Origin of the sequence: Variovorax sp. J22G73, from assembly GCF_030317035.1 — a bacterium.
Taxonomy (GTDB): domain Bacteria; phylum Pseudomonadota; class Gammaproteobacteria; order Burkholderiales; family Burkholderiaceae_C; genus Variovorax.
In genome coordinates, this window is the sequence record NZ_JASZYK010000002.1 from 1 (window position 1) to 19,500 (window position 19,500).

Genomic DNA, 19,500 nt, shown 5'->3' on the forward strand with positions numbered 1-19,500 from the left:
CAACGTCGACAGTTTGTCGACTTCAACGTCCACGGGCTTGAGCACGGCAACGAGCGGGATCGCAAGCCTTTCGTCCGGGTTGAGCACTGCGACGAGCGGCATCAGCAGCCTGTCGACCGGCTTGAGTACGACGAACAGCAACGTGGACAGCTTGTCGACTTCGACATCGACAGGCCTCAGCACAGCAACCAGTGGAATCACCAGCCTGTCGACGGGCTTGAGTACCACGAACAGCAACGTCGACAGTTTGTCGACTTCAACGTCCACGGGCTTGAGCACGGCAACGAGCGGGATCGCAAGCCTTTCGTCCGGGTTGAGCACTGCGACGAGCGGCATCAGCAGCCTATCGACCGGCTTGAGCACGACGAACAGCAACGTGGACAGCTTGTCGACCTCGACATCGACAGGCCTCAGCACGGCGACCAGTGGAATCACCAGCCTGTCGACGGGCTTGAGTACCACGAACAGCAACATCGACAGTTTGTCGACCTCCACTTCTACGGGCTTGAGCACAGCCACAAGCGGAATCGCGAGCCTGTCGTCCGGCTTGAGCACTGCGACAAGCGGCATCAGCAGCCTGTCCACCGGCTTGAGCACGACGAACAGCAACGTGGACAGTCTGTCGACTTCCACTTCAACGGGCTTGAGCACTGCAACGAGCAGCATCGACAGCTTGTCTACTTCGACATCGACGGGGCTCAGCACAGCCACAAGCGGAATCGCGAGCCTGTCGTCCGGCCTGAGTACCGCGACCATCGGCATCACCAGCTTGTCGACTGGCCTCAGCACCACGAACAGCAACGTAGACAGCTTGTCTACTTCCACTTCCACGGGCTTGAGCACAGCCACCAGCGGAATCGCGAGCCTGTCATCTGGGTTGAGCACGGCGACAAGCGGCATCAGCAGCCTGTCGACCGGCTTGAGCACCACGAACAGCACTGTGGACAGTCTGTCTACATCGACTTCAACAGGCCTGAGCACCGCAACAAGCAGCATAGACAGCTTGTCGACCTCGACATCGACTGGTTTGAGCACGGCGGCCAGCGGGATCACGAGTCTGTCCACCGGGCTGAGCTCCACGAACAGCACCGTAGACAGCTTGTCGACTTCAACCTCAACCGGCTTGAGCACGGCGACCAGTGGGATCGCGAGCCTGTCGACAGGCCTGAGCACGACAAACAGCAACGTCGACAGCTTGTCGACCTCCACATCGACAGGACTGAGCACCGCAACGAGCGGAATAACGAGCCTTTCCACAGGCCTCAGCACAACCAACAGCAACGTAGACAGCCTTTCCACCTCCACATCGACAGGCCTCAGCACCGCAACAAGCAGCATCGGCAGCCTCTCCGCCTCCACCTCCACAGGCCTCAGCACCGCGGCAAGCGGCATCGCCAGCCTGTCGACCGGCCTGGGCACCACGAACAGCAGCCTGAGCAGCCTGTCGACTTCCACCTCGACCGGGCTGAGCACCGCGACGAGCAACATCACCAGCCTGTCGACCGGACTGAGCACCACGAACAGCAGCGTGGGAAGTTTGTCGACCGGGCTCAGCACCACCAACAGCACGGTCGGCAGCCTCTCCACCGGCCTCAGCACGACGAACAGCACGGTCAGCAGCCTTTCCACCGGCCTGAGCACCACGAGCAGCAGCATCGGCAGCCTGTCGACCGGGCTCAGCACCACCAACAGCACGGTCAGCAGCCTCTCCACCGGGCTGAGCGCCACGACCAGCAACATCAGCAGCCTGTCGACAGGCCTCAGCACCACCAACAGCAACGTCAGCAGCCTGTCGACCTCGACGTCGAGCGGGCTCAGCACGGCGAACAGCGGCATCTCCAGCCTGTCGAGCGGGCTCAGCAGCACCAACAGCAGCCTCAGCAGCCTGTCGACCAGCGTCATCGGCGCGACCACGGGCTACAACAGCCTGTCGACCGGGGTGAGCACGGCCAACAGCAACGTGAGCAACCTGAGCACGACGATCAACAACATCAACGACACGGGCACCAAGTACTTCCATGCCAACTCGACCGCGGGCGACGCCACGGCCAGCGGGGCGGAGGCGGTGGCGATCGGGCCGCAGTCGATGGCGAGCGGGGCAAACGCGTTCGCGGCCGGCAACGGCGCGAAGGCGACGGCCGACGGCACGGTGGCGGTGGGCTTCGGCGCGCAGGCCACGGGCGCCAACGCGATCGCGATCGGCACGGGCGCGCTGGCCACGGGCTCGCAGGCGATCGGTGCCAATGCACGCGCGGGCGGCGGCGGCGTGGCGCTGGGCGACAACGCCGACGCGGGCGGCACGCCGCTGAGCAAGGCGGGCGCCATCGCGCAGGGCACGGCCATCGGCTTCGGCGCGGTGGTGCAGCAGACCGGCGGCGTGGCGCTGGGCGCGAACTCGGTGGCGTCCACGGCCGCCGGCGTGGCCGGCTATGTGCCGGGCAGCGCCACGCCGCAGCAGGCCGCGGCCATTCGCGCGACCAACAGCACGCAAGCGGCGGTGTCGGTGGGCGACGCCGGCAGCGGGCAGTTCCGCCAGATCACGGGCGTGGCCGCGGGCACCGCCGACAGCGACGCCACCAACGTCGCGCAGCTCAAGGCCACGGCAAACGCGGTGGCCGCGGGCGGCGTGCAGTACGCCACCAACCCCGACGGCTCCATCAACTACAACCAGGTGACGCTGGGCAACGGCCAGGCGCCCAACGGCACGCGGCTGTCGAACGTGGCGCCGGGCGTGCTGCCCAACGACGCGGCCACCGTCGGCCAGGTGGCGGGCGTGCAGAACCAGTTGCAGGGCCAGGTGCGCGACGTGGCGCGCATCGCGTACTCGGGCGTGGCCATGGCCACGGCCATGAGTTCGCTGCCGCAGGCGATGACACCGGGCAAGAACCTGCTGTCGGTGGGCGTGGGCTACTTCTCGGGCTACAGCGCGCTGGCCATCGGCTATTCGCGCCGCTCGGAAAGCGGCAACTGGGTCTACAAGGTCAACGGCGGCATCAGCGCGCAGCGCTTCAACCTGGGCTTGGGCATCGGGTACGAATGGTGAAAGAAAAAAGGGTGCCACGCATGAGCGCGGCACCCTTGAAGGGGGCGGAGGGCTCCAGCAACAGCTGGTGGTGGCGCCGACGCCGAAGGCTTCAGTGGCGGTGTCCAGCTAGTTCAGGTGAGCCGCATGGTCTTCGGCTTGGCCTCAGTTCAGAAAATAGGGGGTGTCCGGCTGTTCACCCACCAAGCCATGCCAGGCACTGCGTAGGGGCTTCCGTTGATGATGAGGTCGAGGCCATGGAGGGACGGATCTCTGCTCGAACTGCGAGGGTTCAAGACGATGAATTTGCCGTGGTTTGGCCCTTCGCCGAATTTGCCGACAGACGTGAGTGTCGAGTGAGTCCCGTTGCTGAAGCTGAGCATGCCGGAGCTCGGCGAATACGACAAAGCAGTGAATCCGTCGTTGAAATTGACCACGTCCTCACCGGTCAGCCGAGCCGCGGTATGCACCCGGGCGCGCTGCTCCTGCTTGCTCCTGGCTTCTTCCTGCGCCGTTTTCGGCTTTTGTTGCTCCTCCTGTGCTTGCGTCGCAGCGAGCTGGCGGCTGCGTTCGAAGGCGGCTGTTTGCTCCTGGCGCCGCGCATCGTCCTCGCGCGAACGCGCCTGCAATGCCTGCTCGTCCTTCTTCTGAGCTGCCTCCCGTGCTTCCTGGCGCCTGCGTGCCAACATTGCTACCTCCGCCGCCTGTTGCTGAGCGCGTCTTTGTGCCGCCTGCTCAGGGTTCTCCACGTCCGCCCGTAGCTGAGCTGTTACTGTTGCCACGTGCTGAGCGCGATCTATCGCCGCCTGTTTCTCCGCCTGCTGTTTAGCGCGTTCCTTTTCCGCTTCCTGCCGCGCGCGTTCCTGCACCATCTCTGCTCTCAGCTTTGCCACATCCATCCGCTCGGGCTTGGCCGCCGAAGGCCCGTGCGTGACGCCGCCTTGCGGCGAAACCTCCAGGCTGCCCGTCAACGCCTTCGCGGTACCGCCGACGTTCACGCCCACGCCCTGGCCGTTGCCCACCAGCGAGATGCCGCTCGAATACATGCCGCCGAGGTTCGACGCGTCCAGCACGATGGTGCTGCTCACGCTGTTCGACGTGTTCTTGCTCAGGTCGATGTCCGTATTGGCTGCGCCCGTGACGATGCTCGCCTGCCGCTTGCTCTGCAAGCCGGAGACTTCGACCGCGTAGGCAATCAGGTCGACCTGGTCGACCGTGCTGGCGTCCAGGCCTTGCCCGTCGATCTTGCCCTTGGCGGTGTCGATGCGGGTGATGTTGCCGCTGGCGTCGAACACCGGCTTGCCGGTGGTCAGCGTGGCGCGCGACACGTTGACGAAGCTCGCGCCCTTGACGCTGATGCCATTCGGGTTGACCAGCACCAGCCGCGCGCGCTGCCCGGCGATTTCAGTCGCGCCGCCCAGCAGCGATGCCTTCGAGCCGATCACCTCGTTGAGGATGACCTTCGCGGCGCCGCCGCGCAGCGCAGGGTTGCCTGCGATATCGCCGCCGAGCTTGGTGCTCAAGCCCGCGGCGCTGTTGTTCAGGATGAGGCCCTGCGCGCCGACGTTGTAGTCGGTGAACCGGTTGTGCGATACGCCCGCGGCGTTCGGCGCCACGATGTTGACGATGGGGGTCTTGTTGCCAGGGGCGGAAAGTGTCGCCTGGCTTGGTCCGGCGGCAGGCGTGAGTTGCGCGAATGCTGCCGTCGACGAGAGCAGCAGAGAGGCGAGGGCTGCGATTCGGTGTTTGTTTTTTTTCATGATTCCCTTGAGGAGTGAAGACAGAAGGCAGGCGGCAACAAAGGCGACCTGCATTGATAGAGCGGTGTGGGTGTGGCGCTGCCTGGTTTGCCCTTGCATCGAATGCCGATGAACCGATGGCCACGCCCGGCGCGGGCGCGATCGCAAGGTTCAAAAGCTGGTGGTTAAAAGAAAGTTCAGGAACGGCTTGCGGCTCTTCAGTACCTCCGGTTTGGTAACGGGTGTTCCCACTGAAAAGTCGTAGCCGACGCGCCCCTGGTTGCCCCGCAAGCCCACGGCGGCGCCGGCCAGGCGGCGCGCGTGGCGCGGCGTGCCGCCGCCCGACACGGCGCCGGTGTCCAGCGCCGCGTAGGCCTCGCCGAAACCCGACGTGGACGCCGCTACCGGTATCGGCATGGCCACTTCGTTGCGCCACAGCCATCCGCCGGGCGCGAACAACGTCGTGTTGCCGTCGAAGCCGCGCACGCTCTCGCGGCCTCCCAGCTGCAGGTATTCGGACGAAGGCAGCGGCGTGGGCGCGTGCTGCAGCAGCAGGCTGCCGCGGTAGCCGAATCTTTGCCCGCCTGCCTCGAACGGCAGGTCCGCGGAGGCCCGCGCCGTGGCGACGCGGTAGCGCCCGTTCCAGTCCGGGTGGTCTTGCACATGGCCAGGAAACCGGCTCTCGCCGGGCAGGCTGCCACGCAGGCCGACGCCGAATTCGAACAAGGCGTCGTCGAACTTCTCGAGATGGCTGAACGCGAGGTCGAAGCCCGTGGTGTCGCGCCGCTGAACATCGAGCGCCTTGCCGTCGAACCAGCCGTTCTCCTGCCGGCGAAACAGCGAGAGCCTGAGCGTGCCCTTGCTGTGGCCCGAGCGATATGGCACATAGGCCATGCCCATCTCGAAGCGGCGCGTGCGCGAGGCATAGGGATACGTTCCCTCAGGGTCTTCGATGCGCTGCCGCGCGGCCCACTCGCTGGCACCGACGGAGACCGACGCGTACCCGATGGGCACGTTCCACGCAATGCTCCTTGCCGTCGAGCCTCGCGTGCGCCTGCGAAAGGGCGCGTCGCCGCTGAAGGTGGCGATCAGCTGGTCGTGCAAGTGCAGCGGCGAGTCGATGGAAACCACGGCCCCCAACTGGTTGCGGCCCGACGCATCGACACCCGCGTTGTCGGCGGTCAACACGCCGTGCACGCGCGCGGCGTCGGCGGGGTGCCTGAACACGATGTCGCTCTGGCCGGCCTCGGCGCCCGGCAGCAGGTCAAACGCCGTGGTGCGTTGGCCCGGCAGGCGGCGGATATTTTCAAGCGCCTGGTCCAGGTCGCGCACGTTCAGCAAATCGCCTGCCGTGGCCGGCAGCACCGTGGCGGGCGATCCGATGCGGCCTTCGGTGTCGCGGATCTGGCCGATGCGGCCCGCGACGATCTCGATGAGCAGGCGACCCGTCGACAGATCCTGTTCCGGCACGACGACCTGCGTGGTCATGTAGCCCCCGTCGAGCAGCGCCCGTGCAATGGCCGTGCGGGCCACCCGCAGCCCTTGCGCGCCGAGGCAATGGCCTTCGATGGCGACGCGGCCGGGCAGCCACGGAAAAGACGCGGCGCCGCGCCATTCGATGGACGAAATCAGGAAGCAGGGCGTTTCGGCGGGGAATACGGTCGGCGAGGCGGCGCCGGCTTGCGTGCGGGTCAACAGGTCGGGCCGCTCGGCCACGCGCGCCCTGGCTTCGTCGAGTTGCAGCCGCAGCCGCTGTTCGTTGTGCGCCGACGCATCGGGCGATGCGGTTTGTGCGGCGGCCTTCAGCGCGAACAGCAGGCAGACCGCCGCGTGGAGCGAGGCGCGCGCCGCCGTTTTTCTTCTTGTTCGATTCAAACTGTTCCATGCCGTAGCCAAACGGCGATTGAAGTTCAGTTCGACTTTTCGACGGCTAGGAGAGGGCTGATTCGGCTTTTGTTTTTTGCCGGGAACGTGGGGTTGTGTTAGCTAGCCTCCTTTGTTTTCATTTGCAGCTCAATGCCCTGTCGGCGCCACCATGCGATGGCGCAGCTGGTCGGCCACCACGGCCACGATCAGCAGCACGCCCAGCACCACCATCTGCAGGTACGAGCCCACGCTAGCCAGGTTCATGCCGTTCTGCACCAGCCCGATGAAGATCGCGCCCATCACCACGTTGGGCACGCGGCCGATGCCGCCGCGCAGGCTCACGCCCGCGATCACGCAGGCGGCGATGGACTCCAGCGCCACCGTGCCGCCCAGGTTGGCCTCGCCGGTCTCGACGCGCGCGGTGAGCAGCAGGCCGCTCACGGCCGCCAGCCCGGCGCACAGCAGGTAGGCCGTCAGCAGCACGCGGCGCGTGTCGATGCCCGAGAGCGCCGCGGCCTTGGCGTTGCCGCCCACGGCCAGCAGGTGCGTGCCCGTGGGCATGCGGCCCATGAGCACGGCCATGCCCGCGACGCACACGGCCGTGACCCACACAGGCACCGGTACCCCCAGCAGCGTGCCGAAGCCGAACAGGTCGCTGAAGCCGGCCGGCAGGCCCGACACCGGCACGCCGCCGGTAAGGTACAGCGCCAGGCCGAAGCCGATGGACTGCACGCCCAGCGTCACGATGAAGGGCGACACGCCGACCACGGCCACGCCGATGCCGTTGACCAGGCCCACCGTGAGCCCCGCGAGCAACCCGCACGCGCAACCGGCGATCACCACGACCCAGGTCGCATCGGGCAGCGCCGCGCCCAGGGCCTGCATGGCCAGCGCCGACACCACCGAGGCGATGGCCATCACCGTGCCCACCGACAGGTCGAAGCCGCCCGTGACCAGCGCCAGCATCTGGCCCATAGACACCAGCACCAGGTAGACCGACTGGCGCAGCAGGTTGACCATGTTCTGCACGGTGAGGAACTGGTCGGACAGGGTGCTGAACACCACGATGGCGATCACCAGCATGAAGGGCAGCACGCCCAGGCGCAGGAACAGGTTGCGCAGCATGCCGAGCACGCGTGCGCCCAGGCCGGGTGGAGCGGACAAAGGCGAGGCTGAAGGCATCGAGGAAGGCATCGAGGAAGGCATGGACGAAGGCAGGGAGGAGGGCGCGGTCATGGGTCTCTTTCGCTGGAACCGAAGAACAGGTTGAGCACGGCGGTCTCCTGGATGGCGTCGCCCCGCAGCTCGCCGGCGATCTCGCCGCGGCACATCACGTACAGGCGGTGGCTCAGGTGCAGCACCTCGGGCAGGTCCGACGAAATGACCACCACCGCCGCGCCGCCCTCGCAGAGCTTGCGAATCACCTGGTACAGCGCGGCGCGCGTGCCGATGTCCACGCCCACCGTGGGTTCGTCGAACACGTAGAGCGCGGCGTCGCGCGTCATGCCCTTGCCGAACAGCACCTTCTGCTGGTTGCCGCCCGACAGCAGGCCCACCGGGCGGTCGAGGTTGCGCGGGGCCAGTTCCACGCGCTCGGCCGCTGCCGCCGAGAGCTTGCGACCCAGGCGCCTGCGCAGCCAGCCACCATGCCCGCGCAGCGGCCCGTGCACCAGCGGCAGCACGATGTTGGCGCGCGAGGCAAAGCCCAGCACCAGCCCCTCGCCCTTGCGGTCGGGCGGCAGGTAGAACATGCCCTCGTCGAGCAGCCGGCGCACCGTGGCGCCGGTGCGCGGCTGGCCCTTGAACAGCACGCGGCCTTCGCTGACCGCGTCCAGCCCGTACACGGCACGGAACAGCTCCGACTTGCCGCAGCCCACCAGCCCCGCCAGCCCGACCACCTCGCCGCGCCGCACCACCAGGGTCGCACGGCGCACGCCGTTGGGCGAGCTGAGCCCGTCGATCTGCAGCACCACCTCGCCGGGGCTGGACGCGATGCGCGGATAGACCTGCTCGACGGCGCGCCCGCTCATCAGTTCGATCAGCCGGTCGGCGCCGGTCTCGCGCGCTTGCACGGTGGTCACCTTGCGCCCGTCGCGCAGCACCGTGATGCGGTCGGCGATCTGCGCAATTTCCTGCATGCGGTGCGAGATGTAGACGATGCCCACGCCGCGCGCCTTCAGCCGCGCGACCAGCGCGAACAGGCGCTGTGTTTCGGTGTCGGTGAGCGAGGCGGTCGGCTCGTCGAGGATCAGCACCGACACCTCGCCGCGCAGGCCCTTGGCAATTTCCACCATCTGCTGCTGCGCGCGCGACAGGCCCGCCACGGGTGCGTCGCAGTCGATGTCGAAGCCCAGGTCGGCCAGCATCGCGCGGGCGCGCTCACGCAGCGCGCCGCGGTCGAGCAGGCCGGCCTTGCACGGCTCCTCGCCCAGGCTCAGGTTCTGCGCCACCGACAGCGTGGGAATGAGCGAGAACTCCTGAAACACCGCGCTGATGCCGTGGCGCCGCGCCTCGTGCACGCTCGACAACTTCACCGGCGCGCCGTGCATGCGGATCTCCCCGGCCGAAGGCACGTTGGCGCCGGCCAGCAGCGAGATCAGCGTCGACTTGCCCGCGCCGTTCTCGCCGAACAGCACGTGCACTTCGCCCGCGCGCAGGTCGAAGTCGACGCCGTCGAGCGCGATCACGCCCGGGTAGCGCTTGCCGAGCCCGCTGGTCTGGAGCAGCGGCTGAGACGATGAAGGCATGGGCCCGCCCGCCTTGGCTACTTGACCTCGAACACCGGCTTGAAGCCCGGCGGCGGCAGGATGTCGTCGAGCTTCACGCTCTTGATGTTGCCGCTGTCGACCACGAAGATCTTCGGGCCCACGTGCTTCACCAGCTCCTTGTTCTCGAGCAGGCGCACGGCCTGGTCGACCGCGATGCGGCCCTGCACCACCATGGAGTCGGCCGGGGAGGCGACGATGCGGCCCTTTTGAATGCCCTCGTACACGCCCGGTGTCATGTAGAAGGACAGCACCTGCACCTTCTTGTCGAGGCCGCGCGAGCGCAGTAGGCCGGTGGCGGCCTCGGCGGTCACGGCCGTGCCGGCCACGTAGGCCAGGTCGGGATTGCCCTGCAGCACGTCTTCGACCAGCTTGCTCTGCGCTTCCTTGCCGGTGTCGCCGTACTTGGGGTCGAGCATCACCACGGCGCTGCCCTTCACCGCGTCCATGAAGCCCTTGTGCGCGGCCTCGACCCAGCCCGCGCCGGCCGGGCCCGGGAACCAGCCGACCTTGACCGCGGGCGAGCCGGCCGGATGCTTCTTCGCGAGGTACTCGCCGGTGGAATGCCCCATCGTGTAGAACGACACCAGCGACTTGGCCGACAGGTCGGGGGAGTTGATGCCGTTCACCAGGTCGATCACCGGCACCTTCTTCGCTGCCGCGGCCTTGATGACGTTGTTGAGCCCGTCGCCCGAAATCGCGCCGATGATCACCGCGTTGGCGCCGCGCGCCACGCAGTCTTCGATCTGCGAGACCTGCTTGCCCAGGTTGGTGTAGCCGCCCGCGTCGGCCACCTGCAGCTTCACGCCCTGGCGCCTGGCCTCTTCGATGACGCCGTAGTCCACGCCCAGCCAGTAGGCGTCCTTCATGTGCGGGAACGACACGCAGATGTCCCACTTCTTCGAGGCCTTGGCCAGCGGCGTGTAGTCGATAGGCTTCTTCGTGCCCTCGGCGGAGAAGGCGGGCTCGGTGGCCTCGGCCTTGTAGGGGAACCAGTCGGCCGCCGAGGCACTGGCGTGCCAGAGCAGGGCGGCGGCGAGCGAACTGGCGAGCAGTGAAATGCGTGACACGCGTGAAACGCGCAGGAGCGAGCTGTTCATGAAGAACTCCTAGGTGGCAACAACAGAAAAAGGAAAAGGCGAAAAAAGGCGAAAGGCGCGCGGCTAGTTAGGGAGCGCCGCGAGCGCCTCACGAAGGCGCGCGATGCGCTGTCGTCGCTCGGCGCGGGCTTCCAGCGCCTGCGCCATGTCGACCTCGACGAAGCGCGCCTTGTGGTTGGGCTGCATCTGCGCGATGAGGTCCATGTCTGCGCTGATCACCGTGCCCACCATGGCGTAGCCGCCACCCGAGACCGCGTCGCGGTGCAGGATGATCGGCTCGCGCCCGCCCGGCACCTGGATCGACCCGTAGGGGTAGCCCGCGTCCACGATGTTCGACGGGTCGGCACCCGCGCCGAAAGGCGGCTTGCGCTCCAGGAACTTCAGCGGCGTGCCGTTCTTGTAGCGGTACCCGATGCGGTCGGCCTCGGAGCCCACGCTCCAGGCGTCGGCGAAGAAGCTGTGCACCGATTCTTTCTGCAGCCGATGAAAGTAGATGCCCGGCAGCACGCGCAGCGCGACTTCCTTCGCGAGCACCGGCAGCAGTTCGGCGGGCGCGGCGCGGCCGGCCCTGGCGCGCGGCGATGGCGTGCCGACGGGCAGCCGGTCTCCGGCCAGCAGCTTGCGGCCGTTGAAGCCGCCGAAGGCGCCCAGGCCGTAGGTGGAGCGGCTGCCGAGCACCACCGGCACGTCGATGCCGCCCGCCACGGCAATGCACATGCGCGCGCCCAGCTTCATGAAGTCGAAGGCGAGCACATCGCCGGCCTGCACCGCGAACGATGCGTTGCGCGGCGCCTCCTGCCCATTGAGCTTCGCCCTGGCCTCGGCGCCCGTGACGGCCACGATGGCCGGCGCGTCGAAGCGCAGTTCGGGCCCGAGCAGCGTGGTTTCCATTGCCGCCGCGCCCTCGTCGTTGCCCACCAGCAGGTTGGCCAGCACCAGCGCCTGCTGGTCGAGCGCGCCCGACAGCGGAATGCCCAGGTGGTAGTAGCCGGGGCGGCCCGCGTCCTGCACGCTGGTCGCAAGGCCGGGCTTGATCACTTCAATGGCCATGGAGCACCTTCAGCAACTGTCGGTTGTAGCCGTCGGGGTCGGCCAGGAATTCGTCGAGCGAGAACGACACGGGTTCGATGCGCAGCGTGTACGTGCCGGCCTCCACCTGCGCGACCTGGCGGTCGTACTCGGCGCGGTCGATGGGCTTCCACTTCACGATGTCGCCGGGGCGGAAGAACACCATCAGCTCCTTCAGGTACGACAGGCGCTGCGCCGGGTCGAAGATGGGCGCGGGCGTGACGCCGAACATCTGGTAGCCGCCCGCGCCGCGCACCGAGTAGATGCAGCTGAAGCAGCCGCCGTGTCCCAGCGTGAGCCGGGGTGTGTCGGTGCGCGGGCTGAGGTACTTGGGCACCTCGATCTGCCGCTGGCGCTCCACCATCTGGAAGAGAAAGGGCAGCCCCGCCACGAAGCCGACCATCGACACGAACCACGGCGCACCCGAGTGCGCGGCGATGAAGGCGTCGACCGAGGCGTGGCCGTTGATGCGCGCGGCGTATTCGATGTCGGTGCTGGCCGGGTCCTGGTGACGCTCGCGAAAGCGCATGAGCGTCTCGTGCGTCCACGGGTCGTTGTAGAGCACCGGAATCTCCACGATGCGGGTCTGCAGTTGCCGGTCGGCATCGCCCAGGCCGGCCTCGATCTCCTTCAGCGCATGGAGCAGCACGTCGGGCACGATCCTGTCGGGGTCGAAGCGCACCAGGTAGGCGGCGTTGGCGGGGCAGATCTCGGTCACGCCGGCGAGCTCGCCCGCCTCCACGCGGCGGCGCAGCGCGTTGCAGATGGCCATGCCCTTGAAGAAGGCGGGCAGCGACATCTCCTCGCTGATCTCGACGAACAGGTGCTCGTCGCCGCCGAAGCTGTAGCGGGCCTGGGCGGGCAGGGTGGTGGCAGTGGTCATGCGGTGACTTTCAGAGCTGGAGCAGCCAGGGGCGCGACATCCACCAGCGGGTTCTCCGCGAGCCAGGGCTCCAGGAAGCCGGTGTGGAAGGCGGCCTTGGCAACGTTCGCGTCGTCGCACAGCGCGCGGTGCAGTGCGATGGTCGTGTGGATGCCTTCGACCTGCAGCTCGCCCAGCGCGCGGCGCATGCGGGCCAGCGCGCTGGCGCGGTCGCTGTCGTGCACGATGAGCTTGCCCAGCAGCGAGTCGTAGTAAGCCGGCACCGTGTAGCCGGGGTACAGCATGGTGTCGAAGCGCACGCCCGGCCCGCCCGGCACCACCAACTGATGCACCTTGCCCGGGCTGGGCATGAAGTTCTTCGCCGCGTTCTCGGCGTTGATGCGCACTTCTATCGCCGCGCCGGTGAGCCGGATGTCTTCCTGCTTCAGCCGCAACGGCTGGCCCAGCGCGATGCGCAGCATTTCTTTCACCAGGTCGATGCCGGTGACCATCTCGGTGACCGGGTGCTCGACCTGGATGCGCGTGTTCATCTCGATGAAGAAGAACTCGTGCGTGTCGTCGTCGTACAGGTACTCCAGCGTGCCCGCCCCGCGGTAGGCCACGGCATGGGCCAGGCGCAGCGCCGAGTCGCACAGCGCGGCGCGCGTGGCCGCGCTGATGGCGGCCGAAGGCGCTTCTTCCCACACCTTCTGGCGGCGGCGCTGCAGCGAGCATTCGCGCTCGAAGCAGTGCACCACGCGCTGGCCGTCGCCCAGTATCTGCACCTCGATATGGCGCGCCCGGCGAATGAAGCGCTCCAGGTACACCTCGCCGTTGCCGAAGGCGGCCAGCGCTTCGGCCGTGGCCGTGGCGAACTGCTGCCGCAGCTCGGCCTCGCCGTGCGCCACCCGGATGCCGCGCCCGCCGCCACCGGCGGAGGCCTTGATCATGATCGGGTAGCCGATGTCCTTCGCCACCTCCACGGCCACGTCGGGGTCGCTCACCACGCCGGCGCTGCCGGGCACCGTGGGCACGCCGGCCTTCATGGCGGCGGCGCGCGCGGCGGCCTTGTCGCCCATGGTGCGAATGGCGTGCGGCGTGGGGCCGACAAAGACCAGCCCCGCGGCTTCGACGCGCTCGGCGAAGGCGGCGTTTTCCGACAGGAAGCCGTAGCCGGGGTGCACCGCGCCGGCACCGCTCGTGGCTGCCGCCTGCAGGATGGCGTCGATGTCCAGGTAGCTCTTGCTCGCGTGGGCCGGGCCGATGCGCACCGCCTCGTCGGCCATCTTCACGGCCAGCCCTTGCGCGTCGGCGTCGCTGTACACGGCCACGGTCTTCAGGCCCAGTTCCCTGGCGGCGCGCACGATGCGCACCGCGATCTCGCCGCGGTTGGCGACGAGCAACTTGTCGAATGCGGCAGCCATGGCTCAGGCGGTCTCGATGACGGCGAGCACCTGGCCCGGATCGACCGGCTCGGCGTTCTCCACGCCGAAGCGCACCAGCCGGCCGGCCGCGTCGGCCGTGACTTCGCTGAACTGCTTCATCACCTCGACCAGGCCCAGCACGTCGCCCACGGCCACCATGTCGCCTTCGGACTTGAACAGCGGCGCGTCGGGCGCCGAGCGGCGGTAGAAGGTGCCCGGCAAGGGGCTCAGGACTTCATGGGTAGCGGACATCGGTGCACTCCTGGAACAACAACAACGGAAACAAGAACAAGAAAAAGAGGCTCAGCCCAGCGCGGGCAGGCCCGCCACGCGAATGCCGTGCCCGGCCAGCGCGGCCCGCGTGGTGCGCACCAGCGCCAGCGCGCCGGGCGTGTCGCTGTGGATGCAGACCGAGTCGAAGCCGATGGCCACGTCCTCGCCCTCGACCGTGCGCACCACGCCCTCGGTGCAGGCGCGCACCACCTTGGCCGCGACGGCTTCCGCATCGAGCGCGCCGACGCGGCGCGTGAAGACAATGGCGCCGCTCAGGTCGTAGTCGCGGTCGGCGTAGAACTCGCGCACCACCGGCTGCCCCAGCTCGCGCGCGACCCGGCAGGTGACGGAGGCCTCCATGCAAAACAGGCGCAGCGTGGGCTCGATCTGCCGCAGCGCCGTGACCAGCGCGCGCGACAGCGCCTCGTCGCGCGCCGCATGCATGTACAGCGCCCCATGCGGCTTGATGTGCTGCAGCCGCAGGCCCTCGAGCCGTGCAAACTCGCGCAGCGCGCCCAGCTGGTAGACCATGTCGTTGACCAGCTCGTCGGCCGGCGCGTGCATGTGGCGGCGCCCGAAGCCCACGAGGTCGCGAAAGCCCGGGTGCGCGCCGATGGCCACGCCGTGCTCGCGGGCCAGGCCGACCATCCTGCGCATGATGTTCGGGTCGCCGGCGTGGAAGCCGGTCGCGATGTTGGCCGAGGTGATCAGCGGCATCAGCGCTTCGTCGACGCCGTCGCCGATGGTCCAGGGGCCGAAGCCTTCGCCGATGTCGGAGTTCAGATCGATCTGCGTTTTCTTCACGGGTCGCGGCCTTTGTTCGGTGCGCATCGCCGGGGCGGCGGTGCAGGACGAAGCGAAGATTAGTCAGCACCCCCACGGCTGAAAAGCATTGTTTTCAGGCAGCCCGGTATCTGAAAAACAGATACTGCGCCGGCGCGCGTTGGCCGCTACGCTGGAGGGGCGCGACACGGCGGTATCGGCTTTGCGCCTGCGGGAGCACGTTGCCAGCGCACTCGCGAATACCCTCGAACGCCCCCAACACCCCCAACACCCGAAAGACCCGCACCATGTCCCTGACGCTGCGTCAGCTCAAGTACTTCTCGGCCGTGGCCGAGGCCGGCCGCATCTCGCACGCGGCGCAGCAGCTAAACATCTCGCAGTCGGCCGTCACCATGGCCATTCGCGAGCTGGAGGACATGATGGGCCGGCAGCTGTTCGAGCGGCACCCCCACGGCGTCGAACTCACCAAGGCAGGCCGGCGCTTTCTGGGCCATGCCTACACGGTGCTGGCCGCCGCCGACGAGGCGCTGCGCATGCCGCACGAAGGCGCCGACGTGGAAGGCGCCATCACCATCGCCGCGAGCTACACCGTGCTGGGCTACTTTCTGCCGCACCACCTGCAGCGCTTCGAGCAGCTGCACCCGCAGGTCACGGTGAAGGTGCACGAGGTGGCGCGCGAGGCCATCGAGGAAGGGCTGATCACCCAGCGCTACGACATCGGCGTGCTGCTCACCTCGAACGTGGTGCTGCGCGAGCTGACGCTGGAAACCTTCTTCGGCTCGCAGCGCCGGCTGTGGGTGCCGGCCAAGCACCCGCTGCTGGACAAGCCCGAGGTCACGCTGGCCGACGTGGCGGCCGAGCCCTACATCATGCTCACCGTGGACGAGGCCGCCGCCACCGCGCTGAAGTACTGGAGCAAGACGCCGCTGCAGCCCAAGGTGCGCCTGCGCACCAGCTCGGTGGAGGCGGTGCGCAGCACGGTGGCCAACGGCCTGGGCGTGACGGTGCTGTCGGACATGGTCTACCGGCCCTGGTCGCTGGAGGGCAAGCGCATCGAGACCATCAACCTGCGCGACACGGTGCCCACGATGAACATCGGGCTGGGCTGGAAGCAGGGCGTGGAGTTTTCGCCGGCGATGACGGCGTTTCGCGAGTACTTTCGCCAGCAGTTCCTGGAGCCGGCCTCGGCGCGGCAGGTGCGAAGCCGGGGCTGAAGGGCGCGCGGCTCAGGCCGCCACCGGCAACCGCCGCAGCCCCGAGACGCGCGAAGCAAAAATGATCGCGGCCTGCAACGCAAAGCCCGCGAGCGCCAGCAGCAGGCAGGCCGGCTCGCCCCACGCGGCGCCGACCACGCCGCCCAGCGCCGCGCCCAGGGGCCGCGCGCCGGTGTTCACCGTCAGGAACACCGCCGACACCCGCCCCAGCATGCTGGCCGGCGCCACGCTCTGGCGCAGCGTGGTCGATGTGATGACCCAGACCATCGGCCCCGCGCCGAACAGGAAGAACGACAGCGCGGCCAACCCGGCACCTGCGGCACCTGCGGCCCCCGAAGCATTCGGCACCGCGAGCGTGGCCGCCATGACCGCCGCCGCCACCACCGCGACCGCGGGCCCGACCTGGATCGCGCGGCCGAACGGCAGCCGCGCGACCACGCGCGAGGTCAGCAGCGCGCCGGCCACCATGCCCGCGCCGTACATCGCCAGCGTGAAGCCCACCGCCTGCGCGCCCAGCCCCAGCGCACGCACCGCATAAGGCACATAGGCGGCCTGCAGCACGAACCACGAGATGTTGAAGACCGCGCCGGTCAGCAGCATGGGCCGCAGCAGCTCGCTGTGCCACACCAGGCGCGCGCCGTCGCGCACCTCCAGCAGCGGATGGCGGCCCGACGCCGGCGCGCGCGGCGCTTCGCTCAGCCGCAGCAGCAGGCCGACGGCCGCCACCGACAGCGCAGCCGCCAGCACGAAAGCCGCCGGCGCGCCGGCCCACGCGACCAAGGCGCCCGCCAGCGCGGGCCCGGCCGTGAAGGCCGCGCTGCGCGCCAGCTCGAGCCGACCGTTGGCCACCGCGAGCGATTCGCGCGGCACCAGGGCCGGCACCAGCGCGGGCGCCGCCACGCTGAAGCCCACGGTGCCGACCGCGCCCAGGAAGCCCAGCAGCGCCAGCCACCCGATGCCGAGCGTCGACGTGCACACCATGCCCAGCAACACCAGCAAGGATGCCGCGCGCAACCCTTCGGCCGCGACCATCAGGCGCCGTCGCGACATGCGGTCGGCGAGCAGCCCCAGGGGCATGGACACGAGCAGGAATGGCAGCGTCTGCACCGCCGCAAGAAAGCCGATGTCGCCCGGCCCGGCGCCGAGCGCGAGCACCGCGACCAGCGGCACGGCGGCCAGGCTCAGTTGTTCGGCGGACTGCGCGGCGAGGTTGGACCAGGCGAGGAAGACGAAGGGGCGGGGCAGGCGTGCGGGCATGGGGGTGAACTGAGATGAAGTGCGTGCGAAGACTTCATCTTGCGAGCCGGCAGCCCGTGGCGCTGGCCGTTTACGGACCTGCGAGCAAGCTCAGCGCGCGGGTTTGGCTTTCGGCTTCGCTGGCTTCACTGGTTTCACTGGCTTCGGGGCCCGCGCGGGAGCCGGCGTGGGCCCCGGCACGATCACGCTCATCACGAAGTCGATGAACGCCCGCACCTTGGCCGCCGGCAAGTGCCGCGACGGGTACAGCGCGTAGATCGGCAGGCGCTCGTCGGGCCAGTCGGGAAACAGGTCGACCAGCTCGCCGCTGTCGAGCTGCGGCTGGATGCCCACCGCCTTGATCTGCGCCACGCAGATGCCCGCGAGCGTGGTCGTGAGCACGGTGCCGGGGTCGCTCAGCAGCAGCCGCCCGGTGGTGGGCACCGTGAGCTGCTTGCGCCCGCGGTGGAACTCCCAGGTGTACGGCTGCCCGGTGACGGGGTTGCGCACCTGCAGGCAGGCGTGCGCGGCCAGGTCCGCCGGCCTGGCGGGGCGGCCGTGGCGCTCCAGGTAGGCCGGGGTGGCGACGGTGACCACGCGCGAGTCCATCAGCTTGCGCGCCACCAGCGACGAGGAGGGCGGCTCGCCGAAGCGCACCGCGATGTCGAAGCCCTCGGCCACCAGGTCGCCGAGCTGCTCGCGCGCGATGAGCTCCAGCGTGAGCTCGGGGTACAGCGCCACGAAGCGCGGCAGGTGCGGCGCCAGCAGCAGCCGCGAGGTGAAGGCGTCGGTGTTCACGCGCAGGCGCCCGCGCACCGCGCCGGACGCGCCCGAGGCCGTGGTGACGGCGTCTTCGATGCCCAGCACCAGCGGGTTGATGTTGGCGTACAGCAGCCGCCCCTCGTCGGTGAGGTTCAGCGAGCGCGTGGTGCGGTCGAACAGCCGCACGCCGATGCGTGCCTCCAGCCGCGCGATGGAGCGGCTCACGCCCGAGGGCGTGAGGCCCAGCGCCGTGGCCGCGTTGGCGAAGCTGCCGCCCTCGACCACGGCGGCCAGCACGCTGACGTTGGAGAGAAGGCGTCCGTCGAGGGTCATGGGGTGGCTTCCGCGGTCCTGTTTGATTGGTGATTCGGTGTCATGAATGATACGACCGCAGGTCGCTTTACTCAAAGGTGAGCGCTTTCTACCATTCGACCCCAACGAGCCCGCCATGGGCTTGTCGTGAACCCACCCAGTCGAAAAAAGGAAAAGTCTCATGTACGCAATCACCGGTATCACAGGCAAGGTCGGCGGCGCCGCCGCACGCGCGCTCCTGGCCGCGGGCCAGCCCGTTCGCGCGGTCGTTCGCGACGCGGCCAAGGGCCGCTTCTGGTCGGAGCTCGGGTGCGAGGTCGCGCTGGCCGACATGCACGACGTCGACGCGCTCAAGCGGGCCTTCGCGGGCACGGCGGGCGTCTTCGTGCTGCCGCCGCCGCAGTTCGATCCGCAGCCGGGCTTTCCCGAGGCCAAGGCCGTCATCGCGGCGGTGCGGCAGTCGCTCGAGGCGGCACGGCCCGGCCGGGTCGTGTGCCTGTCGACCGTCGGCGCGCAGGCTGCCCAGCCCAACCTGCTGAGCCAGCGCACGCTGATGGAGGAGGCGCTGGCCACGCTGGCGCTCCCGGTCAGCTTCCTGCGGCCCGCGTGGTTCCTGGAGAACCTGGCCTGGGACATCGCGCCGGCGCGCGAGCAGGGCGTGCTGCAGAGCTACCTGCAGCCGCTGGACCGCGCCGTGCCGATGGTCGCCACGGCGGACGTGGGCCGGGTGTCGGCCGAGTTGCTGGTGCAGGCCGGCGGCGCGCCGCGCATCGTCGAGCTCGAAGGGCCGGCGCGGCTGAGCCAGCACGACATCGCGGCGGCGCTGGCCCGCGTGCTGGGCCGCCCGGTGCAGGCGCAGGCGGTGCCGCGCGAGACCTGGGCCGCCATCTTCAGCGCGCAGGGCATGCGCAACCCGCTGCCGCGCATGCAGATGCTTGATGGTTTCAACGAGGGCTGGATTCGCTTCGAAGGCGCTGAAGGGGCTGAAGGGTCCGATGCCACCGTGCGCAAGGGCACGGTCGGCGTGGAAGAAGTGATCCGTTCGCTCGCGGCCTGAGGTTGCCGCGCGGGCGT

15 protein-coding genes are annotated in these 19,500 nt (G+C 68.7%); 3 read left to right on the top strand and 12 right to left on the bottom strand.

Features of this window, described 5'->3' with window-relative positions:
• The coding region (locus QTI51_RS39065; protein WP_286515975.1) for a YadA-like family protein at positions 1-3,043 on the top strand (3,043 nt) is incomplete at its 5' end.
• 149 nt (positions 3,044-3,192) lie between these two features.
• Here the strand turns inward: QTI51_RS39065 and QTI51_RS07970 are convergent.
• The 10 genes from QTI51_RS07970 to QTI51_RS08015 all read right to left on the bottom strand — a co-directional run bounded on the left by QTI51_RS07970 (position 3,193) and on the right by QTI51_RS08015 (position 14,923).
• Positions 3,193-4,836, bottom strand: a complete 1,644-nt coding sequence (locus tag QTI51_RS07970; protein ID WP_165840271.1) for a two-partner secretion domain-containing protein — start codon at positions 4,834-4,836, stop codon at positions 3,193-3,195.
• Positions 4,837-4,932: 96 nt separating this feature from the next.
• Positions 4,933-6,636, bottom strand: coding sequence for a ShlB/FhaC/HecB family hemolysin secretion/activation protein (locus tag QTI51_RS07975; protein ID WP_116907803.1), 1,704 nt, complete (start codon positions 6,634-6,636; stop codon positions 4,933-4,935).
• Between the two features lie 138 nt (positions 6,637-6,774).
• Positions 6,775-7,863: an ABC transporter permease gene (locus QTI51_RS07980; protein ID WP_286515974.1), complete on the bottom strand. Its 1,089-nt coding sequence runs from the start codon at positions 7,861-7,863 to the stop codon at positions 6,775-6,777.
• Positions 7,860-9,374, bottom strand: a complete 1,515-nt coding sequence (locus tag QTI51_RS07985) for a sugar ABC transporter ATP-binding protein (protein ID WP_286515973.1) — start codon at positions 9,372-9,374, stop codon at positions 7,860-7,862. The genes QTI51_RS07980 and QTI51_RS07985 overlap by 4 nt, the downstream gene beginning before the upstream one ends.
• A gap of 17 nt (positions 9,375-9,391) precedes the next feature.
• Positions 9,392-10,492, bottom strand: a complete 1,101-nt coding sequence (torT, locus tag QTI51_RS07990; RefSeq protein ID WP_116907800.1) for a TMAO reductase system periplasmic protein TorT — start codon at positions 10,490-10,492, stop codon at positions 9,392-9,394.
• Between the two features lie 63 nt (positions 10,493-10,555).
• Complete coding sequence (locus QTI51_RS07995; RefSeq protein WP_286515972.1) at positions 10,556-11,542, bottom strand: 5-oxoprolinase subunit C family protein; 987 nt, start codon at positions 11,540-11,542, stop codon at positions 10,556-10,558.
• On the bottom strand, positions 11,532-12,443 hold the full coding sequence (locus QTI51_RS08000; RefSeq protein ID WP_116907798.1) for a 5-oxoprolinase subunit B family protein: 912 nt from the start codon (positions 12,441-12,443) through the stop codon (positions 11,532-11,534). The genes QTI51_RS07995 and QTI51_RS08000 overlap by 11 nt, the downstream gene beginning before the upstream one ends.
• Positions 12,440-13,846: an acetyl-CoA carboxylase biotin carboxylase subunit gene (locus tag QTI51_RS08005; RefSeq protein ID WP_116907797.1), complete on the bottom strand. Its 1,407-nt coding sequence runs from the start codon at positions 13,844-13,846 to the stop codon at positions 12,440-12,442. The genes QTI51_RS08000 and QTI51_RS08005 overlap by 4 nt, the downstream gene beginning before the upstream one ends.
• Positions 13,847-13,849: 3 nt before the next feature.
• A complete protein-coding gene (locus tag QTI51_RS08010) occupies positions 13,850-14,098 on the bottom strand; it encodes an acetyl-CoA carboxylase (RefSeq protein ID WP_116907796.1) in 249 nt (82 codons plus the stop codon).
• A 51-nt stretch (positions 14,099-14,149) separates the two neighbouring features.
• Entirely contained in the window at positions 14,150-14,923 is a 774-nt protein-coding gene (locus tag QTI51_RS08015) for a 5-oxoprolinase subunit PxpA (RefSeq protein ID WP_207786626.1), read from the bottom strand.
• A 266-nt stretch (positions 14,924-15,189) separates the two neighbouring features.
• On the opposite strand from QTI51_RS08015, the gene QTI51_RS08020 reads away from it, so the two are divergent.
• Entirely contained in the window at positions 15,190-16,116 is a 927-nt protein-coding gene (locus tag QTI51_RS08020) for a LysR family transcriptional regulator (RefSeq protein ID WP_116907794.1), read from the top strand.
• 12 nt (positions 16,117-16,128) lie between these two features.
• Here the strand turns inward: QTI51_RS08020 and QTI51_RS08025 are convergent, their stop codons facing one another.
• Both QTI51_RS08025 and QTI51_RS08030 read right to left on the bottom strand, forming a co-directional pair.
• Positions 16,129-17,373, bottom strand: coding sequence for an MFS transporter (locus QTI51_RS08025; protein WP_286515971.1), 1,245 nt, complete (start codon positions 17,371-17,373; stop codon positions 16,129-16,131).
• 90 nt (positions 17,374-17,463) lie between these two features.
• Complete coding sequence (locus QTI51_RS08030; protein WP_116907792.1) at positions 17,464-18,447, bottom strand: LysR family transcriptional regulator; 984 nt, start codon at positions 18,445-18,447, stop codon at positions 17,464-17,466.
• A 160-nt stretch (positions 18,448-18,607) separates the two neighbouring features.
• Between QTI51_RS08030 and QTI51_RS08035 the strand changes: the two genes are divergently transcribed.
• Positions 18,608-19,483 carry an NmrA family NAD(P)-binding protein gene (locus tag QTI51_RS08035; protein ID WP_116907791.1) on the top strand — a complete coding sequence of 292 codons (876 nt, stop codon included), beginning with the start codon at positions 18,608-18,610 and terminating at the stop codon, positions 19,481-19,483.
• Positions 19,484-19,500 lie beyond the last annotated feature (17 nt).